The sequence below is a fragment of the Methylocystis sp. S23 genome, from assembly GCF_054106005.1.
Map to the genome: position 1 here is coordinate 133,820 of NZ_CM134185.1, position 24,246 is coordinate 158,065.

Consider the following 24,246-nt stretch of genomic DNA (forward strand, 5'->3'; position numbering starts at 1 on the left):
TGTTGCAGATTCGCGCCGCGGAGGGCAAGCGAGAGCGCCAAATGCGGGCGGATGGATTCGGTCGCAATAATTCCTTTTTGTTCTCCGATTTTCTTCTATAGAGGAGCGACGCGCCATCCCGACTTACCCTTCCGACCTCGCTTCCGGTTGCTCAATGTTTGAACGTAGAGACGTTTTGAAGGCAGCCCTGGGCGCCCTCGCCTCGGGGCTTGCGCCCGTTGCGCACGCCCAGACGCCGCAGACGCCCGCGCCGCAGCCTCCAGCGCCGCCGCCTTTCTCGCGCGACATGATCGTCGAATTTGCGCGCACGCTAGCCGGCAAGCCCTATGCGCCGCCGCCCACCGATCTGACCCAGCCTTTCGCCAGCCTCACCTATGACCAGTTCGTCGGCATCAAGACGAAGCCCGGCTCCGCCCTTTGGGCCGGCGAAAGCAAGGGCTTCTCGATCGAGCCGCTGCATCGCGGCAACATTTTCACCGCCGCCGTCGATCTCTTCGTCATCGAAAACGGCGCGGCGACGCGGATCGCCTATGACCAGAACCGCTTCGATTATGGCGGACTGAAGGTCCCCGAAAAACTGCCGGACATCGGCTATTCCGGCTTTCGCGCGCTCCACGCCCAGCCCGGCGGCCCCGAGGCGGAGCTCGCCATCTTCCAGGGCGCGAGCTTCTACCGCGCGGTCGCGGCGGGGCAGAATCTCGGCGTCGCCGCCCGCGGCCTCTCGATTCGCACCGCCGATCCGCGCGGCGAGGAATTTCCCGCCTTCCGCAGCTTCTGGATCGAGAAGCCCCAGGCCGGCGCCAATGCGCTCGTCATCCACGCGCTGCTCGACTCGCCGAGCGTCGCCGGCGTCTATCACTTCACCCTGCGGCCGGGCGAAGCGACGATCATCGACACGGAGCTGACGCTCTTTCCGCGCACCAATGTCGACCATTACGGCCTTGCGGGCTTCGCGGGCGCCTCGCTCTTCTCGCCGCTCGACCGGCGCCGCGCCGACGATCTGCGCGCGGCGGTGACGGCGTTCAACGGCGTGCAAATGCTGACCGGCGCCAATGAATGGCTGTGGCGGCCGGTCTCCAACCGCGAGGAGCTGCAGTTCTCCTCCTTCATGGACGTCAACCCCAAGGGCTTCGGCGCGCTGGTGCGATGCCGCGACGTCGCCGACTATCAGGACGACGACCAGCATTGGGAGCGCCGGCCCTCGCTCTGGATCGAGCCGCTGGGCGAATGGGGCGAGGGCGCCCTCCAGCTCGTCGAGATCCCCTCCGAATCCGAAAACAATGAGAACATCGTCGCTTATTGGCGCCCCAAGACGCCGCTCGTCGGCGGCGCGATGGCGACCTTCGCCTATCGCCAGTTCTGGTGCTGGGAGCCGCCGAGCCGCCCGCCTCTGGCCGTCGCCGCGCATTCGCGTTCCGGCCGCGTCCCCGGCTCCAAGCTGCGCCGTTTTGTTGTCGTTTTTTCGGGCGACGTTCTCGCCGACCAACAAAAGACAGCGCGTCTTTCCGCCGCCTTGACCACGTCGCCCGGATCGGCCACCAACGTCCGCACGTTTCTCAATGCGCAGGCGAAAACGTGCCGCGTCGTCTACGACGTCGATCCCGCCGGCGAAAGCTTCTGCGAAATCCGCCTCGTCCTGCGCGCGGGCGAGGAGCCGATCAGCGAAACCTGGGTCTATAGATGGACTCCCTGACAATCGCGCCAATCGACTCGTTCCGGTCGGCGGCGGCCTTCGAAGATCCCGCCGCGGCGGCGCCGACTCCGATCGAAAGCCGGCTCTCCATGCCGGCCCAGAACCTCTTCAAGTTCGACGGAAAGCATCTGCGCAAGCCGCTCGCGCCGTCACGGTGGCGGACGCCCTGGATCGCGCGCCTCGTTACTTTCGGCGGCGGGCTCGCGCTCACCGTCTATGGCGGCTGGCAGATGTACAAGGTCATCGACGTCGGCGGCGTCACGACCTTGAAATGGGCGCTGCTCGCGCTTTTCGTGCTCAACTTCTCCTGGATCGCGCTGAGCTTCGCCGCCTCGATCGTCGGCTTCGTCGCGCTGTTGTCGAGGCGCCCCTCGCCGGGTCTGCCGGAATCGCTGCGCGAGAAAACCGCGGTCGTGATGCCGATCTACAACGAGACGCCGAGCCGCGTCTTCGCGGCGCTGCAGACGATCTGCGAGGACGTTCAGGCGACGGGGCTCGGGAGCCATTTCGACTGGTTCTTCCTCTCCGACACGACGAGTCCGGACATATGGATCGCGGAGGAGCGCGCCTTCATCGCCATTCGCCGCCGCCTCGGCCCCAATGCGCGCATCTTCTATCGCCGGCGCGAGAAGAATGTCGGCCGCAAGGCGGGCAATATCGAGGATTTCGTGTCGCGATGGGGCGGCGCCTACGCCCATATGGTCGTGCTGGACGCCGACAGCCTGATGACCGGCCCGACCATCGTGAAGCTCGCCGCCGCCATGGAGGCGGACCCGGATTCGGGCATCATCCAGACGCTGCCGCTCATCATCAACCGCAACACGCTCTTCGCCCGCGTGCAGCAATTCGCGGCGCGCATCTACGGCCCCGTCATCGCCATGGGCCTCTCCTGCTGGATGGGCCGCGACGGCAATTATTGGGGCCACAACGCCATTATCCGCACCGAGGCTTTCGCCCGCCATTGCGGCCTGCCCGACCTGCGCGGACGCCCGCCATGGGGCGGCCACATCCTGTCCCACGACTTCGTCGAGGCGGCGCTGATCCGCCGCGCGGGCTACGCCGTCTATATGATGCCGACGCTCGGCGGCTCCTATGAGGAAAGCCCGCCCTCGCTCATCGATCTCTCGATCCGCGACCGGCGCTGGTGCCAGGGCAATTTGCAGCATTCGCGCGTGCTTTTCGCGCATGGCCTGAGCTGGGCCTCGCGCCAGCATTTCCTCACCGGCATTTTCGGCTATCTCACCTCGCCTTTATGGCTGATGCAGCTCCTGATCGGCATCGTCATCGTCTTCCAGGCGAGCTATTTCAAGCCGGAATATTTCACGAGCGAATTCGCGCTCTTCCCCACCTTCCCGCGTTTCGACGCGCAGCGCTCTCTCGAGCTCTTCGCGCTCACCATGGGCATTCTGCTCGCGCCGAAATTCTTCGGCCTGCTCGTCGCGATCTATGAGCCGGAGACGCGCAGGGGCTCGGGCGGCGCGATCATGCTGCTCATCTCGACCCTCTTCGAGGTCGTGCTCTCGGCGCTGCTGGCGCCGATCATGATGCTGATCCAGACAGGCCATGTCGTGCACATCGTCTTCGGCTTCGACACGGGCTGGGACCCGCAACGGCGCGACGACGGCTCGGTGCCCTTCATCGACATCGTCAAGCGCCATCGCTCGCATGTGGCGCTCGGCGCGCTCTCCCTCGTCGCGGGCTTGCTGATCTCGCCCTCGCTCGTCGCCTGGATGTCGCCGACCATCGCCGGCCTGATCCTCGCCATTCCGATCTCCTGGCTCACGAGCCAGCGCTGGCTCGGCCTCGTCTTTCGCCGCGCCGGCGTGCTGGTGACGCCGGAAGAGACGACGACGCCGCCGATCGCCAAGCGCGGCAAGGCGCTTTCCAAGGCGCTCGCCCGCGCCGACGAGGACGAGATCAACGGCATTGTCGCGATCCACGCCGACCCCGAGCTGCGCGCCCTGCACGAAGCGTGGCTGCCGACGCGCAAGCCGCGCCAGCGCGGCGTCATCACCTCCGACCGCGCCGTGGCCGAAGCCAAGATCGCCGACGCGGAGACGATCGAGGACGCCGTGCAATGGCTCAATCGCGGCGAGCGCCTCGTCGCGCTTTCGGATCGCGCGCTGATCGGCATGATCGCGCGATTGCCGCGCAAATCGGAGAAACCGGAGGCGCGGGCGGCGGAGTGAGCTTTCTCCCTTCCACGCTTGCATGGAGAGAGGAACAGGCAGGCAATCGGGTGAACGACAATCTCGGACGTTAGCCCGCCCCATACCTCCCCTTTACGGGGAGGTCGGCGGTCGAAGACCGCCGGGTGGGGTTCGCGCCGCTATAACATTGGTGGAGCTTGACCCCACCCGGCCCTGCTGCGCAGGGCCACCCTCCCCGTAAAGGGGAGGGATTCACTAACGCCCAGCGTTCACCCGATTGCCCGGGGGACAGGGGGAGAGGCAAATGATAGCCATCTACAAGATCGTCTCCGCCCCCGAATGGCGCGCCGCCGAAGCGGCGGGCGTCTTTCGCGGAGCCGCGATCGACCTCGCCGACGGCTATATCCATTTTTCATCGGCCGCGCAGGTGGAAGAGACGGCCGCCAAGCACTTCGCAGGCGAGGCCGACCTCCTGCTCGTCTCCATCGACGCGGGCAAGCTCGGCGACGCGCTGAAATGGGAAGTCTCCCGCGGCGGCGCGCTCTTCCCGCATCTCTATGCGCCGCTCGCCATGGACGCGGTGACGCGCGTCGCGCCTCTGCCGGCCGGCGTCGACGGGCGCCACGATTTCTCCGGCCTTCTGTCATGACCGCCTGCGTCATTGCGAGGCTCCGAATTGCTGTTTGATCTGGCGCGCCCCCTGCTCCGCCGCCTCGACGCCGAGGATGCGCATCGCGCGACCATCGCGGCGCTGAAGCTCCTGCCCCCACGCCAGCCGGAGAAGGACGATCCGCGCCTCGCCGTCTCAGCCTTCGGCCTCGACTTTCCCAACCCCGTCGGCCTCGCCGCCGGCTTCGACAAGAACGCCGAGATTCCCGACGCCATGCTGGGATTCGGCTTCGGCTTCGTCGAAGTCGGCACGCTGACGCCCCGCGCGCAGCCCGGCAATCCGCGCCCGCGCGCCTTCAGGCTTCGCGAGGATGGCGGCGTCGTCAATCGCTACGGCTTCAACAATGACGGCCATGCGCCGGCGCTGGAAAGGCTGACGCGCCGCCTCGTCCGTCATTGCGAGCGAAGCGAAGCAATCCAGGGGCGTCCCCATGGCTCTGGGTTGCTTCGCCAGTATTGCGAAGTCGGGTATGCCCGACTTCGAGAAAAGGCTCGCAATGACGTGGGCGTCGTCGGCGTCAATATCGGCGCCAACAAGGACGCGGCCGACCGCGTCGCCGACTACGTCGCGGGCGTGAAAGCCTTCGCCGATGTCGCAAGCTATTTCACGATCAATGTGAGCTCGCCCAACACGCCGGGCCTGCGCGATTTGCAGGAGCCGGAAGCGCTCTCGGAGCTTCTCGCGCGCGTGATCGAGGCGCGCGACGCGGCCCCCGCGCGACGGCCCGTGCTGCTGAAGATCGCGCCCGACCTGACCCTCGACCAGCTCGACGGGATCGCGCGCATCGCCCGCGCGCGGCGCATCGACGGCATGATCGTTTCCAACACGACGGTTTCGCGGCCCGACACGCTGCGCTCGCCGCTCGCCAAGGAGGGCGGCGGCCTCTCCGGCAAGCCTCTTTTCCCGCTCTCCACCTACATGCTCGCGCAGACCTATCTGCGCGTCGAAGGCCAGTTCCCGCTCATCGGAGTCGGGGGGATCGACAGCGCCGAGACGGCGCTCGCCAAGATCGAGGCCGGCGCGACGCTCGTGCAGCTTTATTCGGCGCTCGCCTATGAAGGCCCCGGCCTCGTCTCGCGCATCAAGCGCGGGCTGCTCGACGCGCTCCAGCGCGAAAGCGCGACGCTCGCCGCGCGCATCGGCTGCAAGGCGGCGGATTGGCGATCCCGCGGCGCGCGCGCGACGCTCGTCTGACGATTCCAGCCGCGGCTTTCCTACCGTCGCGCGCGATGCTATGCGAGCGCCCATTCAACCAAGAGGAAGCGACATGAGCGAACATATCTGGCTGGCCACCGGCGAGGCGACGGTTCTCGCGGCCGACGGGCAATATACGGACGCGATGCCGGAAGTTCTGATCGGCAATGTGAAGGGCCCGGTGGGTCACGCCTTCGCGTCGATGACAGGTCAGGTCGCCGGCCATCCGCGCATGTTCGTCATTCGCGACCTCAACCAGCAGGTCCGCCCGGCGACCATGATGACCACCAAGATGACGGTGAAGTCGGAAGCCTATGTCGAGCTGCTCGGCGGCGTGGTGCAGGCGGCGACGGCCGACGCCATTGTCGACTGCGTCGCGGAAGGGATCATTCCCAAGGAGCAGGCGAACGAGCTGTGCATGGTCATCATGATCTGGCTCGATCCGCGCTGCGCGACGGACGAGAATCTCGACCGCAAGGATCTATACCGCACCAATTACGAGGCCACGAAGCTCGCCATCTCCCGCGCGATCAAGGGCGAACCGACCGTCGACCAGCTCATCGCCAATCGCAAGACCGTCTCGCATTACGCGCTAGAAGGCGTGTTCGACGACTGAGCGTCTGGGGCGGCGGCGCCCGCCGCGCTGTCGCCCTTCAGCGATCGCCACAGATGCGAGAGCCGCCGCTCGAGCCGGCGGCTCGCCACCGCGATGCGGGAAATAAAATCGTCGCGGCCGAAGATCAGCCGGCCATTGGCGCGCGGCTCGGCTTTCCATCTCGCTTTGTAAGCCTCCGCCCCTCGCATGAAATCGAATTCGTGATCGCCTTCCTCGATTGCGGCGCCGATGGCGTGATTAAGAATCAGCGCGCCCGGGCTGTAGCGGGCGAAGGCCGGATCGAAGCCTCCAAGATAATAATAAGTCACCCCCTTGAGATGGAAGCAGTAAAGCGCCGCCACGCAGGCGCGGCCGACCTGCAGACGATGCAGGCGCAATATCCCCGCTTCCAGAAACCGGCCCGCGACCTCGCAATGAAATGCGCGAGAGCGCGCTTGAGAGAAAGCGCCGGGCTCGCCTTTGCCCTTCAGTCGCGCCGTATGCAGCCGAAACAGATCCGCCATTGCCTCCGGCAGCTCGACGGCGTCCGACACCGTCGAAAAAACGAAGTCGCCGTGATCCGCCTTTAGCTGTTTGGCGCGCCGCTTGAGCATGGATCTCAGATTGCCGCTCGAAGCGCGATCCAGCTCGGCGCGCGTCGCCGGCAGTTTAAGCGTCGCGCAAGGCTGAAGATCGGAAGGCGCGACGCCGAGCGGCTGCGAAAGCAGCGAAATGGAAGCTGGACGCAAATCGCTCAGATCGCAGACATGCCAGTCGTCGCGCGCGCGCAGGCGGCGAAGAAAGGCCGCCGCGCATTCCTCCCGGCGCCTTTCGCCGACGAAATCGTGATAATCCGCAATGGGCGCGCCGAGCCATCTCAGAAGCCGAAGCCGCGTGCCCCGATAGGACGAAAAAGCCAGAGCCATGGCGGCGATCGGGGTCTCGCCCTCCTTGGCGACAAGGATGAGCGGGCGGTCGCCGGCATAATGCTTCAAGCAGGCGGAAATCCACTCCCAGCTCTGAAACGGCGTCGCATAAGGCGACGACGCAAACAAAGCGAGCCAGATCTCCCGGAAATCGAGACAAGAAGAGGCGTCTGCGATCTCTTCGATCGAAATGGGCGTATCGAAAGTCTTCTGGCTCATAATTCCCGCATGCCTCGCCATTCCGAGCTTAGGAAACAATAAAGCAAGAGCAAGCTTGGCCGGTTCCGAACTAAAATTTACGTTAAATCGAGATTCAATTGAGAGCTCGGTCGCGCCCGCTCCAGGCCGGACAGGCTGATCCCCAGAAGCCGAACGCCTCTATCCGCCGGAAACACGGATCCGAGCAAAGCGAAGGCGATCTCCTCGAATTCCCCAAGAGAGGCAATCGCGCTTTCGCAGGTTCGCGAGCGCGTGATCTGCCGGAAGTCGGCGAATTTGACTTTCAAAGTCACGGTTCGCCCCCGCACCGGCCCGTCTTCGACGGCGCGCCAGACTTTGGCGACGATCGGCGCCAGCGACGCGCGCGCCGCTTCGTAAGCGAACAGATCCTCGAAGAAAGTGTTTTCGGCGCCGATCGATTTGCGAATGCGGTCGGCGCGCACCGGACGATGATCGACGCCTCGCGCGATCCAATAGTAATAACCGCCCGCCTTGCCGAAATGTCGTTGAAGAAACTCGAGCGTCTGCGCCTTGAGATCGAGGCCTGTCGCGACGCCGAGCCGGTTCATCTTCTCGCGCGTCGCCGGACCGACGCCATGGAAGCGGCCGACCTCCAGCGTCTCGACAAAGGCCGGCCCCATTTCCGGCGTGATGACGAAGAGCCCGTCGGGCTTCCTATGGTCGGAGGCGATCTTGGCGAGGAATTTGTTGTAGGAGACGCCGGCGGAAGCGGTGAGGCTCGTCGCGGCCTTGATCTTCGCGCGGATTTCCTCGGCGATCCGCGTCGCGGAGGAGACGCCTTTGAGATTGTCCGTCACATCCAGATAGGCTTCGTCGAGCGCGAGCGGCTCGACGAGCGGCGTATATTCGGCGAAGATCGCGCGAATCTGCATCGACGCTTGGCGATAGACGTCGAAGCGCGGCTTCACGAAAATAAGCTCCGGGCATTTGCGCCGCGCCGTAACGGAGGGCATGGCCGAGCGCACGCCGAATTTGCGCGCCTCATAGCTCGCCGCGGCCACCACGCCCCGCTCGCGCGCGCCGCCGACCGCGACAGGCTTGCCGCGCAGCTCGGGATTGTCGCGCTGCTCGACGGAAGCATAGAAAGCGTCCATGTCGATATGAATGATCTTGCGCGGGCGCGCGCTCCCGCCCGCCGCCTCGCTCCCTCCGCTCGTCGCGTCGCGTCCGCTCATGGCGCGCCATTATATGGCGCCGGCGTCACTTGCCGGAAACGGCCTTTCGAAGCGCGAGGACAAGCGCGACAAACGCCCCGACTGCTATTATGGGAAGACCGCATGTCGGATATGGGCGCCGCCGGTTCGCGCGGGGCGCCGCGAGGCAAGGACGTTACGCATGAGCAGGCCCCGGCCGAGCCGCATCGTCGATCTCTCCAAGGAGATCGCCTATAATCGCGAAGACCCGTTCTTCATGCGCGTGAAGATTCGGCGTCACGCGCATTGGAAGGCGCGCTGGCTGGTGCGCGCGCTCGGGCTGCCCTTCCGTCTCTTCCCGAAGGATTTCGCCGGATGGGGGGATGACACCATCGCCAGGATGGGCGTCCACGCCACCACCCATATCGACGCGCCCTGGCATTACGGTCCGACTCTCGCCGATGGCGGCCGCCCCGCGACGGTCGACGAAATGCCGCTCGATCTCTGCTACGGCCCCGGCGTCGTCTTCGACATGCGCCACAAGGCCGAAGGCGAGGAGATCACCGCCGACGACATGGCGGAAAGTCTCGCCGCGAGCGGCGCCGTGCTGGAACATGGCGTCATCGCGCTCATTCGAACCGGACGCGACCGGCTTCAGGGAAAGCGGGAATATTGGAAGAGCGGCACGGGCATGAGCGCGGCGGCGACCGAATGGCTGATCGATCGCGGCGTGCTGGTGATGGGCGTCGATCAATGGGGCTGGGATCTGCCTTTCCATCGACAGATCAAGACGGCGAAGGAGAAAAACGACGCAACCCTGTTCTGGCAGGGCCATCTCGTCGGACGCCGCAAGCCCTATTGGCAGATGGAGCAATTGCGCGGGCTCGACCAATTGCCGAGTCACGGCTTCGACGTCGCGGTCTTCCCCTTGCGCCTGAAGGGCGCCTCCGCCGCGCCGGCGCGCGTCGTCGCCTTTCTCTATGAGTAAAGCGCGGCGCGGCGAGCTTGGCCGGCCGCCGCTTCTGGTCCGAAGCCTCTAGCGAACTACCTCTACTGGCGGAGGCCCAGGATTTCCGAGAGGGAGCCGCCCATGAAAACCGCGCCGCAAATCGATTTCCAGGGCATGGAGCCCTCCGAGGCGTTTCGTGATCAGATCATGCGGCGCATCGACCGTCTCGAAGCGCGCTATGGGCGGATGACTTGGCTCCGCGTCGCGGTCAAGGCGCCGAGCGGACGCCATCGGACGGGCGGACTCTACGAGGTGCGCATCTATCTCAGCCTGCCCGACGATCGCGAGGTTTCGGTCGAGCGCACGCCGCAGATGGACGAGCGCTTTCAGCGCTTCGAATATGCGCTCAACGACGCCTTCGATCGCGCGGAGCGGCGGTTGCAGGAGGAGGTGGGCCGCATGCGCGGCGAGGTCAAGCGTCACGCCTCGTCCCCCGTGGGCGTCGTGAAGCAATTGATGCGCGGCGACGGCTACGGCTTTCTGGAAAGCGACGATGGGCGGGAAATCTATTTCCATCGCAACAGCGTCTCGGAGCCGGGCTTCGATGATTTGCAGCTCGGCGGCCGCGTGAATTTCATCGAGGAAGAAGGAGAGAAGGGACCGCAGGCCAGCCGCGTGACGCCGCTCGCCGAGCGCGCGCCGGATTAGCGGCGGCGGCCGCCTCATGGACACGAGCCCCCACGCGCAACGGACGTCGCCGAGCGGCCCATCGAAGGAAGCCATTCTTTTCGCGCTGATCGAAGGACTCGTGCGGGAGCTGCGCCCAAAGCAGGTCGGCGCGCTTCTGATTTCGGCCGACAGCCGGCTCGAGCAAGACCTCGGGATCGACAGTCTCGCGCGCGCGGAGCTGAGCGCGCGCATCGAGCGCAGCTTCTCGACCCGCCTTCCCTTCGACGCCGTAAGCCAAGCCGAAACCGTCAAGGACATCCTGACGGCGCTCGCGCAGGCGCCGTCGGGCGTCTTGCATGAAGCGCCCGTCGTCGCCGCCGCGCCGCCCTTGCCCGCGGCCGATGCGCCGGCGGACGCCCGCACCCTGATCGATGCGCTGGAATGGCATGTCGCGCATCATCCGGACAGGCTTCATCTCACCGTGCTGGAGGACGACCGCACAATCATCGGCGCCCTCACCTATGGCGAGCTCGCGGCGAAGGCGCGCCGCGTCGCCGCTGGACTGATTGCGCGCGACATCGCGCCCGGCGACCGCGTCGCCATCATGCTGCCGACGAGCCTCGACTTCTTCACGACCTTCTTCGGCATTCTCTATGCCGGCGCCGCGCCCGTGCCGATCTATCCGCCCATGCGGCTCTCGCAGATCGAGGATCATCTGCGCCGGCAGGCCGGCATTCTGCGAAACGCCGGCGCGCGCATCCTTGTCACCCTGCCGGAGGGCCTGAGTCTCGCCGCGCTGCTGCGGGCGCAAGTGGAAACGCTGGAGGCCGTCGAAAGCTGCGCGAGAATTTCGGCGACCGCCGAGGGTCCCCTGCCCGCGCCGCGAGACGAGAAGCGCACGGCGCTCATTCAATACACGTCCGGCAGCACGGGCGATCCGAAAGGCGTTGTCCTCAGCCACGCCAATCTGCTCGCCAATATTCGCGCGATGGGCGCGGCGATCGGCGCGCGCTCGTCCGACGTCTTTGTGAGCTGGCTTCCGCTCTATCATGATATGGGGCTGATCGGCGCCTGGCTCGGCAGCCTCTATTACGCCGCGCCGCTCTATGTCATGTCGCCATTGAGCTTCCTGGCGCGTCCCGCGAACTGGCTATGGGCGATGAGCCATTTTCGCGCGACCTTGAGCGCGTCGCCCAATTTCGGCTTCGAGCTGTGCGTGACCAAGATCGACGACGCCGGCCTCGACGGACTCGATCTCGGCTCGCTGCGCATGGTGGCGAACGGCGCCGAGCCGGTAAGCGTCCATACGATGCGCCGCTTCTGCGAGAGATATGGCCGCTACGGCTTCAGGCGCGAGGCGATGGCGCCGGTCTACGGGCTCGCGGAGAGCGCCGTGGGTCTCGCTTTTCCGCCGACAGGCCGCGCGCCGGTCATCGATCGCGTCGACCGCGACGCGCTCATGAAGCGGGGACGCGCGCAGCCGGCGGCGGAGGACGATCCGCGCGCGATGGAGTTCGTCGCGAGCGGCCAGCCCTTGCCCGGTCACGAGATCAGGATCGTCGACGACAATGGCCGCGAAGTGGGCGAGCGGCAGGAAGGCCGGCTGGAATTCCGCGGACCTTCGGCCACCGTCGGCTATTTCCGGAACGAAGCGAAGACGCGCGAGCTTATCCGTGACGGCTGGCTCGACAGCGGCGATCGCGCTTACATGGCGAAGGGCGACGTCTTCATCACGGGGCGCATCAAGGACATCATCATCCGCGCCGGCCGGCATCTCTATCCGCAGGAGATGGAGGAGGCGATCGCGCGCATTCCCGGGATTCGCAAAGGCTGCGTCGCGGTCTTCGGCGCCGCCGATCCCCGCTCGGCGACCGAACGCGTGATCGTCGTCGCGGAGACCGCCGAGACCGACGCGGCGGTCCGCGCGGCGCTGGCGGCGAAGGCGCAGCAGGCGATGCGCGACATCAGCGGCGCGGTGGCGGACGAGATCGTGCTCGTCCCGCCTCGCGCCGTGCCGAAGACGTCGAGCGGCAAGATCCGCAGGAGCGCCGCCAAGGCGCTGTATGAGCAAGGCCGCCTCGGCGCGCGGCGGCAGGCCGTGTGGCTGCAATTGTCGCGTCTGGCGCTTTCGGGAGCCGGCCCCCTGCTCCGGCGGCTCGGCGCGCGGGCGGGAAGCACGCTCTATGCGCTTTGGTGGTGGCTTGCCGCCGCGCTCGGCTATGCGATCGCATGGCTCGGCGTCATGACGCTGCCGGGGCTCGCGCGCCGCTGGGCCTTCATCAGAAGGATCGCCCGCGCGACGCTCGCCCTCATGCGGATTCCCGTTTCCACGGCCGGGATGGCGGCGACGCCGACGCGCGGAGCCGTGCTCGTCTTCAATCATTCGAGCTATGCGGACGCTATCCTCCTCACGGCCACCTTGCCGGGAGAGCCCGCCTTCATCGCGAAGAAGGAGCTGGCGACGCAGATTTTCGCGGGACCTTTCCTGCGCCGGCTCGGCGTCCAGTTCGTCGAGCGATTCGACGTCGCGGGAAGCCTCGCCGATGTGGAGGCGCTCGTCGCGACCGCGCGAAGCGGGCGAAATCTCGTCTTCTTCCCCGAAGGCACGTTCACGCGAAGGGCGGGCCTCTCCGGCTTCTACCTCGGCGCCTTCAAGATCGCCGCCGAAGCGGGCCTCGTCGTCGTGCCGGGCGCGTTGCGCGGCACGCGATCCATGCTGCGGGGCGAGCAATGGTTTCCGCGCCGGGCGGCTCTCGCCGTCGAGATGGGCGCGCCGATACGGCCGGAAGGAACCGATTTCGCGTCAATATTGAAGCTGCGCGACGCTGCGCGAGAAGCGGTGCTGGCGCTCTGCGGCGAGCCCGACATGGATACGTTGACGAAGCCCGCCCCGATTCGGCGGGGCTGATGCGCCGGGCCTTGCCGCGCCCGCCGTCGCGCCGTTAACTTGGCGCCGAAGCGATGCGGGCGAGGATTTCCGGGAAATGAAAATTCGATTGGTTCTGAGCGCGCTGATTCTCGCGGCGCCCGTAAGCGCGGGGAGCGCCGCCGCTTGCGGAAACGCGGCTGACGGCTTCGGCGCCTGGCTGGAGAATTTCAGGCGCGAAGCCGCCGCCGAAGGAATTTCCGAGCGCACGCTCGATTCCCCCCTGTCGGGCGTCGTCTATGACCGCGCGATCATCTCCCGCGACAGGGGGCAGAGAGTCTTCAAGCTGTCCTTCGAGAAATTCGCCGCGCGCCTCGTCACGCCGACGCGCGTCGCGCGCGGGCGCGCGATGCTGCAGCGTCATGGAGAACTCTTGCGACGGATCGAGGCGCGCTACGGCGCGCCAGGCCCGGTGTTGGTCGCCATATGGGGGCTGGAGACGGGCTATGGCGCCGACAACGGGAATTTCCGGACCATGCAGGCGCTCGCGACGCTCGCCTATGATTGCCGCCGCTCCGGGCAATTCACCGAGGAGCTGAAGGAAGCGCTCAGGATCGTCCAGCGCGGAGACATGAGCCCGACGCAGATGCGCGGCGACTGGGCGGGCGAGATCGGACAGACGCAGTTCATGCCCTCCTCCTACCTGAAATACGCCGTCGATTTCGACGGCGACGGACGCCGCGACCTCATCAGATCGACGCCCGACGCTTTGGCCTCGACCGCAAATTTCTTGAGAGGAAACGGCTGGCGACCGGGCGCCGGCTGGGCGGAGGGCGAGCCGAATTTTCCCGTCTTCCTCGAATGGAACAAGGCGCAGGTCTACGCCAGAACGCTCGCTTATTTCGCGACCAGGCTCAGCGAGGGACGATAGCGTTCCGGCCAAGAAAAAGGCCGGAAGCTTTCGCTTCCGGCCTGCTTGGGGGTCACGCTTACTCAATCCTTCGCAAGCATGTCGAAATGGCGATTGATTCCCGCCTGGACGACGTTGCCGTCGAACTTCGTTCTGGTGTTGACGGTGTAGGCGTAAAAGCCGTTTTGCTGCGCCGCGGCGGCCCAGGCGTGGGAAGCGCCCAGGTCGTAGCGCAGATATTCCGCCTTCACCGACCAGTTCGGCATGAAGGCCCATTCGACGCCGCCGCCAGCCGTCCAGCCGATCAGCGAGTCCTGGAACAGCGCCGTGGCGTTTGTGACGTTCGTTCCCGCCGCGCGGCGCGTGAGCAGCGCGGTGTTGGAGGTGACGCCGCCATAGGCCATGCCGCCCGTGCCATAGAGCTGCACCGTCGGCGTCACGAGGTAACCGAGGCGGCCGCGCAGCGTGCCGAGATAGTTCAGCGTCGTGGTGCGCTGGCTGTAATTCACGAAACCATTCGCGCCGGACGGGATGGCGTTGGTTTGCCACGAGCCGTCCGTATTGCCGGAGACGGCGCGAAGATCGGCTTCGAGACCCGCGACGATATTGCTGTCGAACCGCCAGTTCGTGCCGACTTGGAAGCCGCCGACGAAACCGGAGAGATTGGCGGACAGGTCGCGCGGAGCCGCCGCGAAAGCGACCGGCGCGCTCGCGGGCGCGGGGCCGAAGGGCGCGACCGTCACGCTCGACGCCGGGCTGGACCAGGCGCCGCCGCCGTTCAGGCCCACATAAACGTCGCGCCAGCTCGGGGGCTTCGCCTCCTTCGCATTGGGGCCAATCCCCTCCCAAAGCTGCGAGGCGGGATCCTTCGCGATCGGCTGACCGTCGCCGAAGGCGTTGTAGCTCGCTTCGAGATAAAAGAAGTCCGTCGGTCGCGCCGTGAGCCCGTTCGTCGTTCCCGTCTGGCCCGGGAAGGATTGCGGAAAATAAGGCTGGAAGGCCACCGGCGGCGCGAAGCTCGACGTGAAGCTGCCGGGCCAGAAGCGCGCATAGCTCGCCGTCAGATTGATGAACTGCGAGAGCTTGTAGCGGGCGCGGAAGTCGAATTCCGTGCCCATGAAAGTGCCTCTGTTTCCAAGCGGCGCGGAAAGATTGGCGCGCTCCCAGGGGTTCGCGGCGCTCGCCAGCCAATAGGCGCCGAAGGCGGTGTCGATCAGCAGATTCTTCACCGGCGAGAATTCAAGGCGCGCTTTCGGCGCCTTCATATTGTTCCACGCCATATAGTCGTTGCGCGAGAAGGGCTGGTTGAAGCCGTAGAAGATGTCGAAGTTCTGGGTGACGCTGTCAAAGGGGCTCTTATTGCCCGAGCCGTAAGTGTAGACGGCGCTGATGCGCGGTTTCCAGGGATGATCGGAGAAAGTGTAGCCCGCTTCGATGCCGTAAGCGATCGCATCGAGCTGCACCGTGCGCTGCACGGCGGTCGTATTCGCGCCGATCGCCGCGAATTCGCCCGCGTAACCGAACTGCTTGTTGATGTCGAAGTCGTAGTCGAAATTGCCGAGCACGCCATAGATGCGGACGCCCGGCGCATAGGTTTCGCGCGGGAGCTTGAGCGCGTTCGACGGGTTCAGCCAGTCGGCAAACTGCTTGCGCCCCAGAAAGTAAGGCTGGATCGTCGCATATTCCGACCAGCGGCGGACGCTCAGCACGCTGCCGTAAACCCAGGTCTGCCAGTCGGGCCGATCGAACTGATAGGGATAGCGGATCACCGGCCGCATCACGAAGGAGTCGAGATCCCAGTCATTGTCCTTCTTGCCGATCTTGACCCGGAATCCTTCGAAATTATTCGTCGTGTTGCGGAACTCGTTCTCGGCGATGAGACGGCGGTCCAAAATTTCGAAATGGAAGCGGCCAGCGCGAGCCATCAGCGGGCGGTCATTGCCGCGATCGTCCTTGCCGAACGCATCCTTGAAATACAGTTCGCCATAGCCCGAGAGCAGCTCGGTCTCGTTGATCTCCTGGCCCTGATATTCATAGATGCTGTTGAGCGCGCGGGAATCCTGAAACTCGACGACGAAGCGGAAGGGATCGAGAATGTTCTGCACGCCGATATAGGCGCGCGTCCGCAGGAGCCAGAGCGAGTTGGGGAAATATTTGCGCTGGGAAATCGAGCTTCCCGGCACGGAAGAGGTATCCGTCCAGGGGCGATAGTCGTCCTTGCGATATTCGAAGCGCGTGCGCTGATCGAGGCCGATATTGAGCCAGTCGATCCCCTCGAACTCCTTATAGGTCTTGCCAAGGTTGCGCACATAAGGCGGAATGTCCGGCTGCGGCTCCAGGCGATAGCCGCGGGTCGGCACGTAATAGCTTTTCTTCTCTTCCGGCTTGGCGTCGGCAGGTTTGGCGTCGCCGGCCTTGGCGCCCGATGCGGCCTTCGCCGCCTTTGCGTCCTTCTTCGCCTCCGCCTTCGGCGCGACAGCGTTCGCCGCCTTCTCTTCCGCAATCGCCCAACCGGGAGAGATCGCCACCAGGGCCGCGACCGCGGCCCCGAGTTTCAAGTGTCGCTGCAACTTCGCCATTCCCCAGTCTCTCGTTTCTAAGTCGCCGCAGGTCCCAGATCGCGCGCCGCCCGCATGGAGCTCCCGCGCCAAATCTGCGCTACGTCAAATCAAGCTCAAGAAAAACATCTTGTCTACGGAATTAATAGACTAGATGATCTTCGCGCCTTTAACGTTGCAGCAATGTCACACTTGCAGCCGCCCTTATCGGGCATGCTGCTTGACGGAATAAGCTCGCATGGCCGCCTCAGCCGCGATATGTAACAGGATTACATATCGCGGCTGAGCTTTGGCAAGCCGAAATTCTGGGCGCGCCGCCGAAAAAACGCGCGCGCCGCCGAATCGATTCTTGCCTGACGTCCAGCAGGAATCGACGCGTCGCTCCGCCTTGCGAAGCGACGGCGACGTCATCCTCGCTGTGGATCGGGCTTACTTCTGCAAGACGAAGAAGAGGCGCGGATAGCGCAGCAAAACCTTGCCGTCGGGCTGGCGCGGATAGGCCTGCGCGAGGCGCTCGCGATAGCGCGACAGGAAATCGCTGGTTTCCTCGGGACTCAGCAAATCGAGAAACGGACGCAGGCCCGAGCCCTCGAACCAGTCGACGACGTCCTCAGGTCCGTTGAGCGGATGGATATAGACCGTCTTCCAAATGTCGATCATGCGGCAGAGCGGCGCGAAGAGATCGTAATATTCCTCGGGCTGGCCGATGACCGTGATCGATTTCGCGACCGGGACGAGGCGATCGGCCCAGGGGCCGTCGGCGGCCACCATGCGCATCGCCGCATGCGAGGGCTGGTGCGTATTGTCCGGCATCTGCACCGCCAACCGGCCGCCGGGGCGCAGCGATCCGAGCAGACGCTCGATCATGTTGCGATGATCGCGAAGGAAATGCAGCGTGGCGTTGGCGAAGACGACGTCCGCCGGCGCGGGCGGGCCCCAATGCGCGACGTCCGCCTTCACGAAACGGGCCGCCGGCACGCGGGCGCGGGCCACGGCGAGCATATTGTCGGATCTGTCGATCCCGACGACTTCCGCGCCCGGAAAGCTTCGCGTCAGAAGCTCCGTGCTGTTTCCCGGGCCGCAGCCGAGATCGTAGACGAGCCGCGTCTCGCAATAAGGGATGCGCGCGAGCAGGTCTCGCGCGGCGCGCGTGCGCTCCTCCTCGAATTTCAGATAGAGATCCGAGTTCCAGTCGCGCGCGCGGCTCGGCGCCAGATTGGCGGCGTCGGTCAAATGCCCTCCCCTGCGTCGAGATAATCGCTTTCCTTCTCATTCGCCGGAAAGATGCGGGCCTTGGCGAGCGACAGCGGCACGCGGTCGCCCAGCGCGGCGGCGCGATCGAGCGGCGAGTCGATTTCGAGCGTCTGGTCGTAGCCGTCAATCGCAATGGTGGCGCGCACGCCCGCCGGCGTGCGGCGCAGGCTTTCGACCCGCCCTTCGAGCTCGCCGGCGCCGTCCGAAGCCACGGCGATGTCCGCCGGTCGAAAGAACACCTTGGCGGGGCCGTTGCGCAATCCATGCGTATCGATGTGAAGCTCGCGATTCCCGAACCTCACATGGCCTTCGCCGACCGTGACGGGCAGCGCGACCGCCTCGCCCACAAAGGAGAGCACGAAGGACGAGGCGGGCTGATCATAGAGCTGCGCCGGCGTGCCGATCTGCTCGATGCGGCCCTCATTGAGCACCACGACGCGGTCCGCAAGCTCCATGGCCTCGTCCTGGTCATGCGTGACGAAGACAGTCGTCAGTTCCGTCTCCTTGTGCACCTCGCGCAGCCAGCGGCGCAGATCCTTGCGCACGCGCGCGTCAAGGGCGCCGAAGGGCTCGTCGAGCAGAAGCACGCGCGGCTCGATGGCGAGCGCGCGCGCAAGCGCGACGCGCTGGCGCTGGCCGCCCGAAAGCTGCGCCGGATAGCGTTTGCCGAGCCCCTCGAGCTGCACGAAGCTCAGAAGCTCTTCCGCGCGCGCGGCGATCTCCGCGCGCGACGGACGCAGGCGGCGCGGCCGCACGGCGAGGCCGTAGGCGATATTGTCCGCGACCGTCATATGCTTGAAGAGCGCATAGTTTTGGAAGACGAAGCCGACGCGGCGATCTTGCACCGGGAGATTGGTCGCGTCCTGCCCGTCGAAAAAGACCTGACCGCGATCGGGATTGTTCAAGCCCGCGATCACGCGCAGCAGCGTCGTCTTGCCGGAGCCGGAAGGCCCCAGCAGCGCGACGAGCTCGCCGGGCTGAATATCCAGCGACACGTCGCGCAGCGCGGCGAAGGCGCCGAAATCCTGCGCGACGTTTTCAACCCGAATGGCGAAGCCGCGACGCGCCACGTCAGTGCCGCCTTCCCCGCGCGGCGAGCGCGTCCGCGTGTCGCCATTCGAGGAAGGTTTTGAGTCCGAGGGTGACGAGCGCAAGCCCCGCCAGAAGAACCGAGAGAGCGAAAGCGGCGACGTTGTTGTACTCATTGTAGAGAATCTCCACCTGGAGTGGGATCGTATTGGTGAGGCCGCGAATATGGCCGGAGACGACGGAAACCGCGCCGAACTCGCCCATTGCGCGCGCATTGCAGAGAAGCACGCCGTAAAGCAGACCCCATTTGATGTTGGGCAGCGTCACGGTGAGGAAGGTCCTGAAACCCGAAGCGCCGAGGGTCAGCGCCGCCTCCTCTTCCACCGTCCCCTGCTCCTGCATCAGCGGAATGAGCTCGCGCGCGACGAAGGGAAAGGTGACGAAGATCGTCGCGAGCACAATGCCGGGCACGGCGAAAATGATCTGCAGGCCATGGGCCGAGAGCCATTTGCCGAAGAGGCCCTGCGCGCCGAAGACAAGGACATAGACGAGGCCCGAAACCACCGGCGACACCGAGAAGGGCAGATCGATCAGCGTGATCAGCAGGCTCTTTCCGGAAAAGGAGAATTTCGCGATCGACCAGGCGGCGGCGAGCCCGAAGGCGAGATTGGCCGGCACGGCGATGGCCGCGACGATCAATGTCAGCTTCACCGCCGCGATCGCGTCCGGCTCGCTGAACGCTTCGAGAAAGGCCGCGAAGCCCTTGCTGACCGCCTCGGTGAAGACGACGGCGAGCGGCGCGAAGAGGAAGAGCAGCAGAAAGACAACCGAGACGGCGATGAGCAGAGCGCGCGCGAGCGGCGAATCATGCGTCACCGGCCGGAGCTTTTTTTGCGCAAGCGCGCGCGGCGTTGCGATGGCGGCCTCAGACATGACCGAACCTCTTCCGGCTCCAGGCCTGAATGAGATTGATGACGAGCAGCGCGACGAAGGAGATCGCGAGCATGATGGTCGCGATGCCCGTCGCGCCGGCATAGTCGTACTGCTCGAGCTTCACGATGATGAGCAGCGGCGCGATCTCCGACACATAGGCGATGTTGCCGGAGATGAAGATCACCGATCCATATTCGCCGATGGCGCGGGCGAAGGCGAGCGCGAAGCCGGTCAGCAGCGCCGGCACGAGCGGCGGCAGCAGGACTCGCGCCACCGTTTGCAGCCGCGCCGCTCCGAGCGTGGCCGACGCCTCCTCCAGCTCCACTTCGAGCTCGGAGATGATGGGCTGCACCGTGCGCACCACGAAGGGCAGGCCGATGAAGACGAGCGCAACGAGAATGCCCCAGCGCGTGAAGGCGATCTTGACGTCGACGCCGGCGAGCGGCTCGCCGAACCAGCCATTGGGCGCGTAAAGCGCCGCAAGCGAGATGCCGGCGACCGCGGTGGGCAGCGCGAAGGGCAGATCGACGAAGGCGTCGAGGAGGCGACGGCCGGGAAATTCGTAGCGCGTCAGCGTCCAGGCGACGGCGAGTCCGAAGACGAGATCGACCGTCGCCGCGGCGAAAGAGATGAGAAAGGTCGTGCGCAGGGCCGCCGCGACGCGCGGCTCCATCGCGATGTCATAAAGGCCGGAAAGGCCGAGCCCCGACGAACGCCAGATCAGCGCCGCAAGCGGGAACAGCACGACCAGCCCGAGATAGAGCAGCGTATAGCCGAAGGTCAGGCCGAAACCGGGAATAACGCTCGGCGCCTTGAAGCGCCGAGCGTTACGGCTCGCGGAAGTCGGGGAGATCACTTCGCGGGCTCTTGTTTCTGAATGTCGTCGAAGACGCCGCCGTCGGCGAAGAACTTCTTCTGCGCCGCCGCCCAGCCTCCGAAGCTCTTGTCGACGGTGATGAACTCGATCTTCGGAAACTTTTTCACGTCCTCCTTCGCCGCGTGCTCGGGATGCGCCGGGCGGTAGAAATTCTTCGCGATGATCGCCTGCGCCTCCGGCGCATAGAGGAAGTTCAGATAGGCCTCCGCCAGCTTTCCGCTGCCCTTCGCCTCGACATTGCCGTCGACGACCGCGACCGGCGGCTCGGCGAGAATCGAGAGCTTCGGCGCGACGATCTCGAATTTGTCGGCGCCGAATTCCTTGAGCGCCAGAAAGGCCTCGTTCTCCCAGGCGATCAGAACGTCGCCGAGATTTCGCTGCGCGAAGGTGATGGTGGAGCCGCGCGCGCCCGTATCGAGCACCGGCGCGTTCTTGTAGATGGCCTTCACGAACTCCTTCGTCTTGGCTTCGTCGCCGCCGAATTTCTTGAGGCCGTGCGCCCAGGCGCCGAGGAAGTTCCAGCGCGCGCCGCCCGAGGTCTTCGGATTCGGGGTGATCACGGCGACGCCGGGCTTGGCGAGATCATCCCAGTCCTTGACGCCTTTGGGATTGCCCTTGCGCACGAGGAAGACGATCGTCGACGTGTAGGGCGAGGAATTATTCGGCAGGCGCTTCTGCCAATCCGCGGGAATCTTGCCGGTCTTGTTCGCGATGGCGTCGATATCGGCCGCGAGGGCCAGCGTCACGACATCCGCGGCGAGGCCGTCAATGACGGCGCGGGCCTGCGCCCCGGAGCCGCCATGAGAGGCCTGAATCTCGACGGCTTCGCCGGTCTTCGCCTTCCAGGCCGCCGCGAAGGCCGGATTGATCTGCTTATAGAGTTCACGAGTCGGGTCGTAGGAGACATTGAGCAGCGCCGCCCCCAGCGACGACTCCACGAACATTCCGAAAGCGGCGCCCGAAACAACGAGCACACGCAAAAGCGCCTTGAGCCGCCCCCTGCCTTGATGCATGTATCCTACTCCATCTATTAGACCGACAAAGTCTATAGTCGGAATAGACTATTTGGCAAGCATCCTTTCGCGGCTTCGGGCCATTTATGGGTTATCCACAGGGCTACTCGATGAATTTCACCACGTCCGACAAGGAGATCGCGACAACGCCGTCCGCCGCCACGCGGCCCAGGCAATATTTCTCGCTCGCCACCGCCTCGAGCGCGGATCGGTCCGACTCGAATTGGGCGCGCAACTCCTCCTCCTCGGCGACATCGTCGGCCTCGAGGGCGTCGTCGGAGACAAAAACGCGGACCGTCTGCTGAGTGCCCGCGACTCTCATCGAGAAGGAGAAGCCGTTCATTTCCCGAACGACCTCGGAATCTATCCGTTCCAGCGGCATCGGCGCTCGCCTTGCTTCCGTTCAAGAAAAAATCCGCGAGACGCCGTTCTGTTCCACGCGAGGTTCACGCCGCGTCCATGGCGCAGCGGTCGGACACGCCGTCCGCCTCGGGCGTCAATCCGATCCAACGGCTCACCGCGTCGGCGTCGAAACCGGCTTCGCAATGATCGCCGACGCGCATCAGAGGCCGCCGGATCAGGCCCGGATCGAGGATCATCATCATGATGGCCTCCTGCGGATTGACCGCGTCCGGCTTCACCTCGCCGGACTTCACGCGCGGCGACGCGGCGTTGAACCATTCCGGCACGGGCTTGGAGCCGAAATAGGGGCGCAGGCTCGACGCGGACCAGGGCTCTTTGAGAAGATCGCGAGCGTCGACCTGGTGGCCGGAGGCAAGGAGCAAGGCCTTCTGTTTGGCGTTGCTGGCGCAGCCGGGCTTTTCGTAAAAGATGACGTTCGCCATGAGCACCCTCATCTCGTGAGACGACGATATGGCGCTGGCCTATCGCGCCACGCATTTTACAGCGTAATTGTGCGACGCGGCGCCCGAATGACATGCAAGGCCATAGGCGCCGCGCCGCAATTTCACGCAGTCTGCCCAAAGCTCGAGACAAGCCCGAGAGCGGCTAACGCGACAGCGCCCAGGTGATCGAGACGCGCTCCACGATGCGCCGCCTCCCCGGCCGCAGCGGGACCGAGGCGGGGGCGGCGGCGACGCGCGCCTCCATCATGGGAGCCGGCGCGATGTCGTCCAGCGGCCGGATCTCGATGACGCGCGCGAGCCTCAGGCCCGCCGCCTCGGCGTAAACGCGCGCGCGCCGCTCGGCGTCCTTCACCGCCTTGGCGCGCAGCTCGTCGCGTTTTTCCGTCAGGTTGGAATGGTCGTAATCGACGCCGTCGACGCTGTTTACGCCCTTGTCGACCGCGCGCCCGATGACCTCGCCGGCCCTCTCGACCGGCGTCACGGCGACCGCGAGACTGTTGCTCGCGCGGAAGGTCTGAACCGTCCTCGCCTTGCCCTTGGGGTCACGCTCCTCCGACGTGACCGGGGAAAGCGACGCCGCCTGCGTCTGCATGTCCGCATCGGCGACGCCCATCGCCTTCAGCTCGGCGAGGACGGCCTCGACGACGCGGGCGCTGTCCGCCGAGGCGGCGGCCGCGGTGGGGCGCTCCACGACCACGCCGAAGCGGAGCACCGCCCGGTCCGGCGCGATCTCCTCGGCCGCCTCCCCGACGACGGCCACATTCGAAACAGAATCCTTCAGCGATTCGGCGCGGGCGGCGCCGCATAAAAGCAGAGACAGTCCGAGGATGAGACGAATCATGGCATATCCTTGAGCCCGCGCGCGCAAGCCGCAAAAGCGCCCGCTTGCGGCTTTAGCCGAGTTCAACCATACAGGAATCGCGCGCAGTCGTCCCGCGCGCCGCGAACAGGCCTCATGCCCCTTCTCTATCATTACCCGCTTTGTCCCCACTCCCGCTTCATTCGGTTGGTCCTTTCCGAATATGGAATTGCGGCTGAGCTGATCGAGGAACGCGCGGCGGATCGCCGGCCGGATTTCCTCGCGCTCGACCCGGCCGGGAGAACGCCCGTCTTCGTCGACGACGACGGCGTGGTCGTCCAGAGCGCGGTCATCGCGGAATATCTCGACGAAACCTATGGGCCGGCGCGCGGCGCGCAGCGCCTGCTGCCGGAGGAAAAACGAGCCCGCGTCGAAACGCGCCGGCTCGTCGACTGGTTCAACGTGAAATTCTTCGAGGAGGTCACGAGCTGGCTGGTGACGGAGAAGGTCTATAAGCGCTTCTCGCCGCAAGGCGGGGCGCCGGACATGGACGTCGTGCGCATCGCGCGGGCGAATATCCGCCATCATATGCGCTATGTCGGCTATCTGACCTCGACGCGGAACTGGCTTGCCGGCGACAAGCTCACTTACGCCGATTTCGCCGCCGCCGCGCATCTTTCCTGCGCGGATTATCTCGGCGACGTCCCCTGGGAGGAGGACGAGGCGGCGAAGCATTGGTATCAGCGCGTCAAGTCGCGCCCGGCCTTCCGCCCGCTTCTCGCCGACCGCGCGCCGGGCATGACGCCGGGCCCCTATTACGCCCAGCTCGATTTCTGACCCCTCGCGACGCGGCGCTCCGCACGATCCTTACCCGGCGTTAACCGTCATTTGACATATTCGGCGGGCATTGGCTCTATGAGGG

At 65.5% G+C, this 24,246-nt stretch carries 21 protein-coding genes; 10 read left to right on the plus strand and 11 right to left on the minus strand.

Annotation, left to right across the window (positions count from 1 at the left end; all coding sequences use genetic code 11):
* Positions 1 to 154 precede the first annotated feature (154 nt).
* The 5 genes from ACV7JP_RS00640 to fae all read left to right on the plus strand — a co-directional run bounded on the left by ACV7JP_RS00640 (position 155) and on the right by fae (position 6,323).
* The gene (locus tag ACV7JP_RS00640; protein ID WP_457797358.1) at positions 155 to 1,693 is read left to right on the plus strand and encodes a glucan biosynthesis protein; all 1,539 of its coding nucleotides are present in this window, start codon (positions 155 to 157) and stop codon (positions 1,691 to 1,693) included.
* Positions 1,681 to 3,882 (plus strand): glucans biosynthesis glucosyltransferase MdoH, encoded by a 2,202-nt coding sequence (gene mdoH, locus ACV7JP_RS00645; protein WP_457797359.1) that lies wholly within the window; start codon positions 1,681 to 1,683, stop codon positions 3,880 to 3,882. Before ACV7JP_RS00640 ends, mdoH begins: the two co-directional genes overlap by 13 nt.
* 265 nt (positions 3,883 to 4,147) lie before the next feature.
* Positions 4,148 to 4,492 (plus strand): DUF952 domain-containing protein, encoded by a 345-nt coding sequence (locus ACV7JP_RS00650; protein WP_457797360.1) that lies wholly within the window; start codon positions 4,148 to 4,150, stop codon positions 4,490 to 4,492.
* Between the two features lie 27 nt (positions 4,493 to 4,519).
* Positions 4,520 to 5,707, plus strand: coding sequence for a dihydroorotate dehydrogenase (quinone) (pyrD, locus tag ACV7JP_RS00655; protein ID WP_457797361.1), 1,188 nt, complete (start codon positions 4,520 to 4,522; stop codon positions 5,705 to 5,707).
* Between the two features lie 73 nt (positions 5,708 to 5,780).
* Positions 5,781 to 6,323: a formaldehyde-activating enzyme gene (gene fae / locus ACV7JP_RS00660; RefSeq protein ID WP_457797362.1), complete on the plus strand. Its 543-nt coding sequence runs from the start codon at positions 5,781 to 5,783 to the stop codon at positions 6,321 to 6,323.
* On the opposite strand, the gene ACV7JP_RS00665 is transcribed toward fae, so the two are convergent.
* Both ACV7JP_RS00665 and dinB read right to left on the minus strand, forming a co-directional pair.
* Complete coding sequence (locus tag ACV7JP_RS00665; RefSeq protein WP_457797363.1) at positions 6,293 to 7,447, minus strand: GNAT family N-acetyltransferase; 1,155 nt, start codon at positions 7,445 to 7,447, stop codon at positions 6,293 to 6,295. The two genes, fae and ACV7JP_RS00665, sit on opposite strands and share 31 nt — an antisense overlap.
* Before the next feature lie 77 nt (positions 7,448 to 7,524).
* Positions 7,525 to 8,643: a DNA polymerase IV gene (dinB, locus tag ACV7JP_RS00670; RefSeq protein WP_457797364.1), complete on the minus strand. Its 1,119-nt coding sequence runs from the start codon at positions 8,641 to 8,643 to the stop codon at positions 7,525 to 7,527.
* 160 nt (positions 8,644 to 8,803) lie between these two features.
* Between dinB and ACV7JP_RS00675 the strand changes: the two genes are divergently transcribed.
* The 4 genes from ACV7JP_RS00675 (at position 8,804) to ACV7JP_RS00690 (ending at position 14,016) form a co-directional block, all read left to right on the plus strand.
* Positions 8,804 to 9,589 carry a cyclase family protein gene (locus tag ACV7JP_RS00675; protein ID WP_457797365.1) on the plus strand — a complete coding sequence of 262 codons (786 nt, stop codon included), beginning with the start codon at positions 8,804 to 8,806 and terminating at the stop codon, positions 9,587 to 9,589.
* Positions 9,590 to 9,691: 102 nt separating this feature from the next.
* Complete coding sequence (locus ACV7JP_RS00680; RefSeq protein ID WP_457797366.1) at positions 9,692 to 10,258, plus strand: cold shock domain-containing protein; 567 nt, start codon at positions 9,692 to 9,694, stop codon at positions 10,256 to 10,258.
* A 16-nt stretch (positions 10,259 to 10,274) separates the two neighbouring features.
* Positions 10,275 to 13,127 carry an AMP-binding protein gene (locus tag ACV7JP_RS00685; RefSeq protein ID WP_457797367.1) on the plus strand — a complete coding sequence of 951 codons (2,853 nt, stop codon included), beginning with the start codon at positions 10,275 to 10,277 and terminating at the stop codon, positions 13,125 to 13,127.
* Between the two features lie 76 nt (positions 13,128 to 13,203).
* The gene (locus ACV7JP_RS00690) at positions 13,204 to 14,016 is read left to right on the plus strand and encodes a lytic murein transglycosylase (protein ID WP_457797368.1); all 813 of its coding nucleotides are present in this window, start codon (positions 13,204 to 13,206) and stop codon (positions 14,014 to 14,016) included.
* 62 nt (positions 14,017 to 14,078) lie between these two features.
* Here the strand turns inward: ACV7JP_RS00690 and ACV7JP_RS00695 are convergent, their stop codons facing one another.
* The 9 genes from ACV7JP_RS00695 to ACV7JP_RS00735 form a co-directional block, all read right to left on the minus strand.
* The gene (locus ACV7JP_RS00695; protein WP_457797369.1) at positions 14,079 to 16,574 is read right to left on the minus strand and encodes an alginate export family protein; all 2,496 of its coding nucleotides are present in this window, start codon (positions 16,572 to 16,574) and stop codon (positions 14,079 to 14,081) included.
* A 408-nt stretch (positions 16,575 to 16,982) separates the two neighbouring features.
* Positions 16,983 to 17,786: a trans-aconitate 2-methyltransferase gene (gene tam, locus ACV7JP_RS00700; RefSeq protein ID WP_457797370.1), complete on the minus strand. Its 804-nt coding sequence runs from the start codon at positions 17,784 to 17,786 to the stop codon at positions 16,983 to 16,985.
* On the minus strand, positions 17,783 to 18,877 hold the full coding sequence (locus tag ACV7JP_RS00705) for a sulfate/molybdate ABC transporter ATP-binding protein (RefSeq protein ID WP_457797371.1): 1,095 nt from the start codon (positions 18,875 to 18,877) through the stop codon (positions 17,783 to 17,785). Before ACV7JP_RS00705 ends, tam begins: the two co-directional genes overlap by 4 nt.
* A gap of 1 nt (position 18,878) precedes the next feature.
* Positions 18,879 to 19,769: a sulfate ABC transporter permease subunit CysW gene (gene cysW, locus ACV7JP_RS00710; protein ID WP_457797372.1), complete on the minus strand. Its 891-nt coding sequence runs from the start codon at positions 19,767 to 19,769 to the stop codon at positions 18,879 to 18,881.
* Entirely contained in the window at positions 19,762 to 20,625 is an 864-nt protein-coding gene (gene cysT / locus ACV7JP_RS00715) for a sulfate ABC transporter permease subunit CysT (protein ID WP_457797373.1), read from the minus strand. Before cysT ends, cysW begins: the two co-directional genes overlap by 8 nt.
* Complete coding sequence (locus ACV7JP_RS00720; RefSeq protein ID WP_457799006.1) at positions 20,622 to 21,590, minus strand: sulfate ABC transporter substrate-binding protein; 969 nt, start codon at positions 21,588 to 21,590, stop codon at positions 20,622 to 20,624. Before ACV7JP_RS00720 ends, cysT begins: the two co-directional genes overlap by 4 nt.
* A 172-nt stretch (positions 21,591 to 21,762) precedes the next feature.
* Complete coding sequence (locus ACV7JP_RS00725) at positions 21,763 to 22,041, minus strand: DUF1488 family protein (RefSeq protein WP_457797374.1); 279 nt, start codon at positions 22,039 to 22,041, stop codon at positions 21,763 to 21,765.
* Positions 22,042 to 22,105: 64 nt separating this feature from the next.
* Complete coding sequence (locus ACV7JP_RS00730) at positions 22,106 to 22,504, minus strand: ArsC/Spx/MgsR family protein (protein ID WP_457797375.1); 399 nt, start codon at positions 22,502 to 22,504, stop codon at positions 22,106 to 22,108.
* A gap of 163 nt (positions 22,505 to 22,667) precedes the next feature.
* The gene (locus ACV7JP_RS00735) at positions 22,668 to 23,366 is read right to left on the minus strand and encodes an SIMPL domain-containing protein (RefSeq protein WP_457797376.1); all 699 of its coding nucleotides are present in this window, start codon (positions 23,364 to 23,366) and stop codon (positions 22,668 to 22,670) included.
* A 114-nt stretch (positions 23,367 to 23,480) separates the two neighbouring features.
* Here ACV7JP_RS00735 and ACV7JP_RS00740 point away from each other — a divergent pair, with 114 nt between their 5' ends.
* Positions 23,481 to 24,161 carry a glutathione S-transferase family protein gene (locus ACV7JP_RS00740; RefSeq protein WP_457797377.1) on the plus strand — a complete coding sequence of 227 codons (681 nt, stop codon included), beginning with the start codon at positions 23,481 to 23,483 and terminating at the stop codon, positions 24,159 to 24,161.
* Positions 24,162 to 24,246 lie beyond the last annotated feature (85 nt).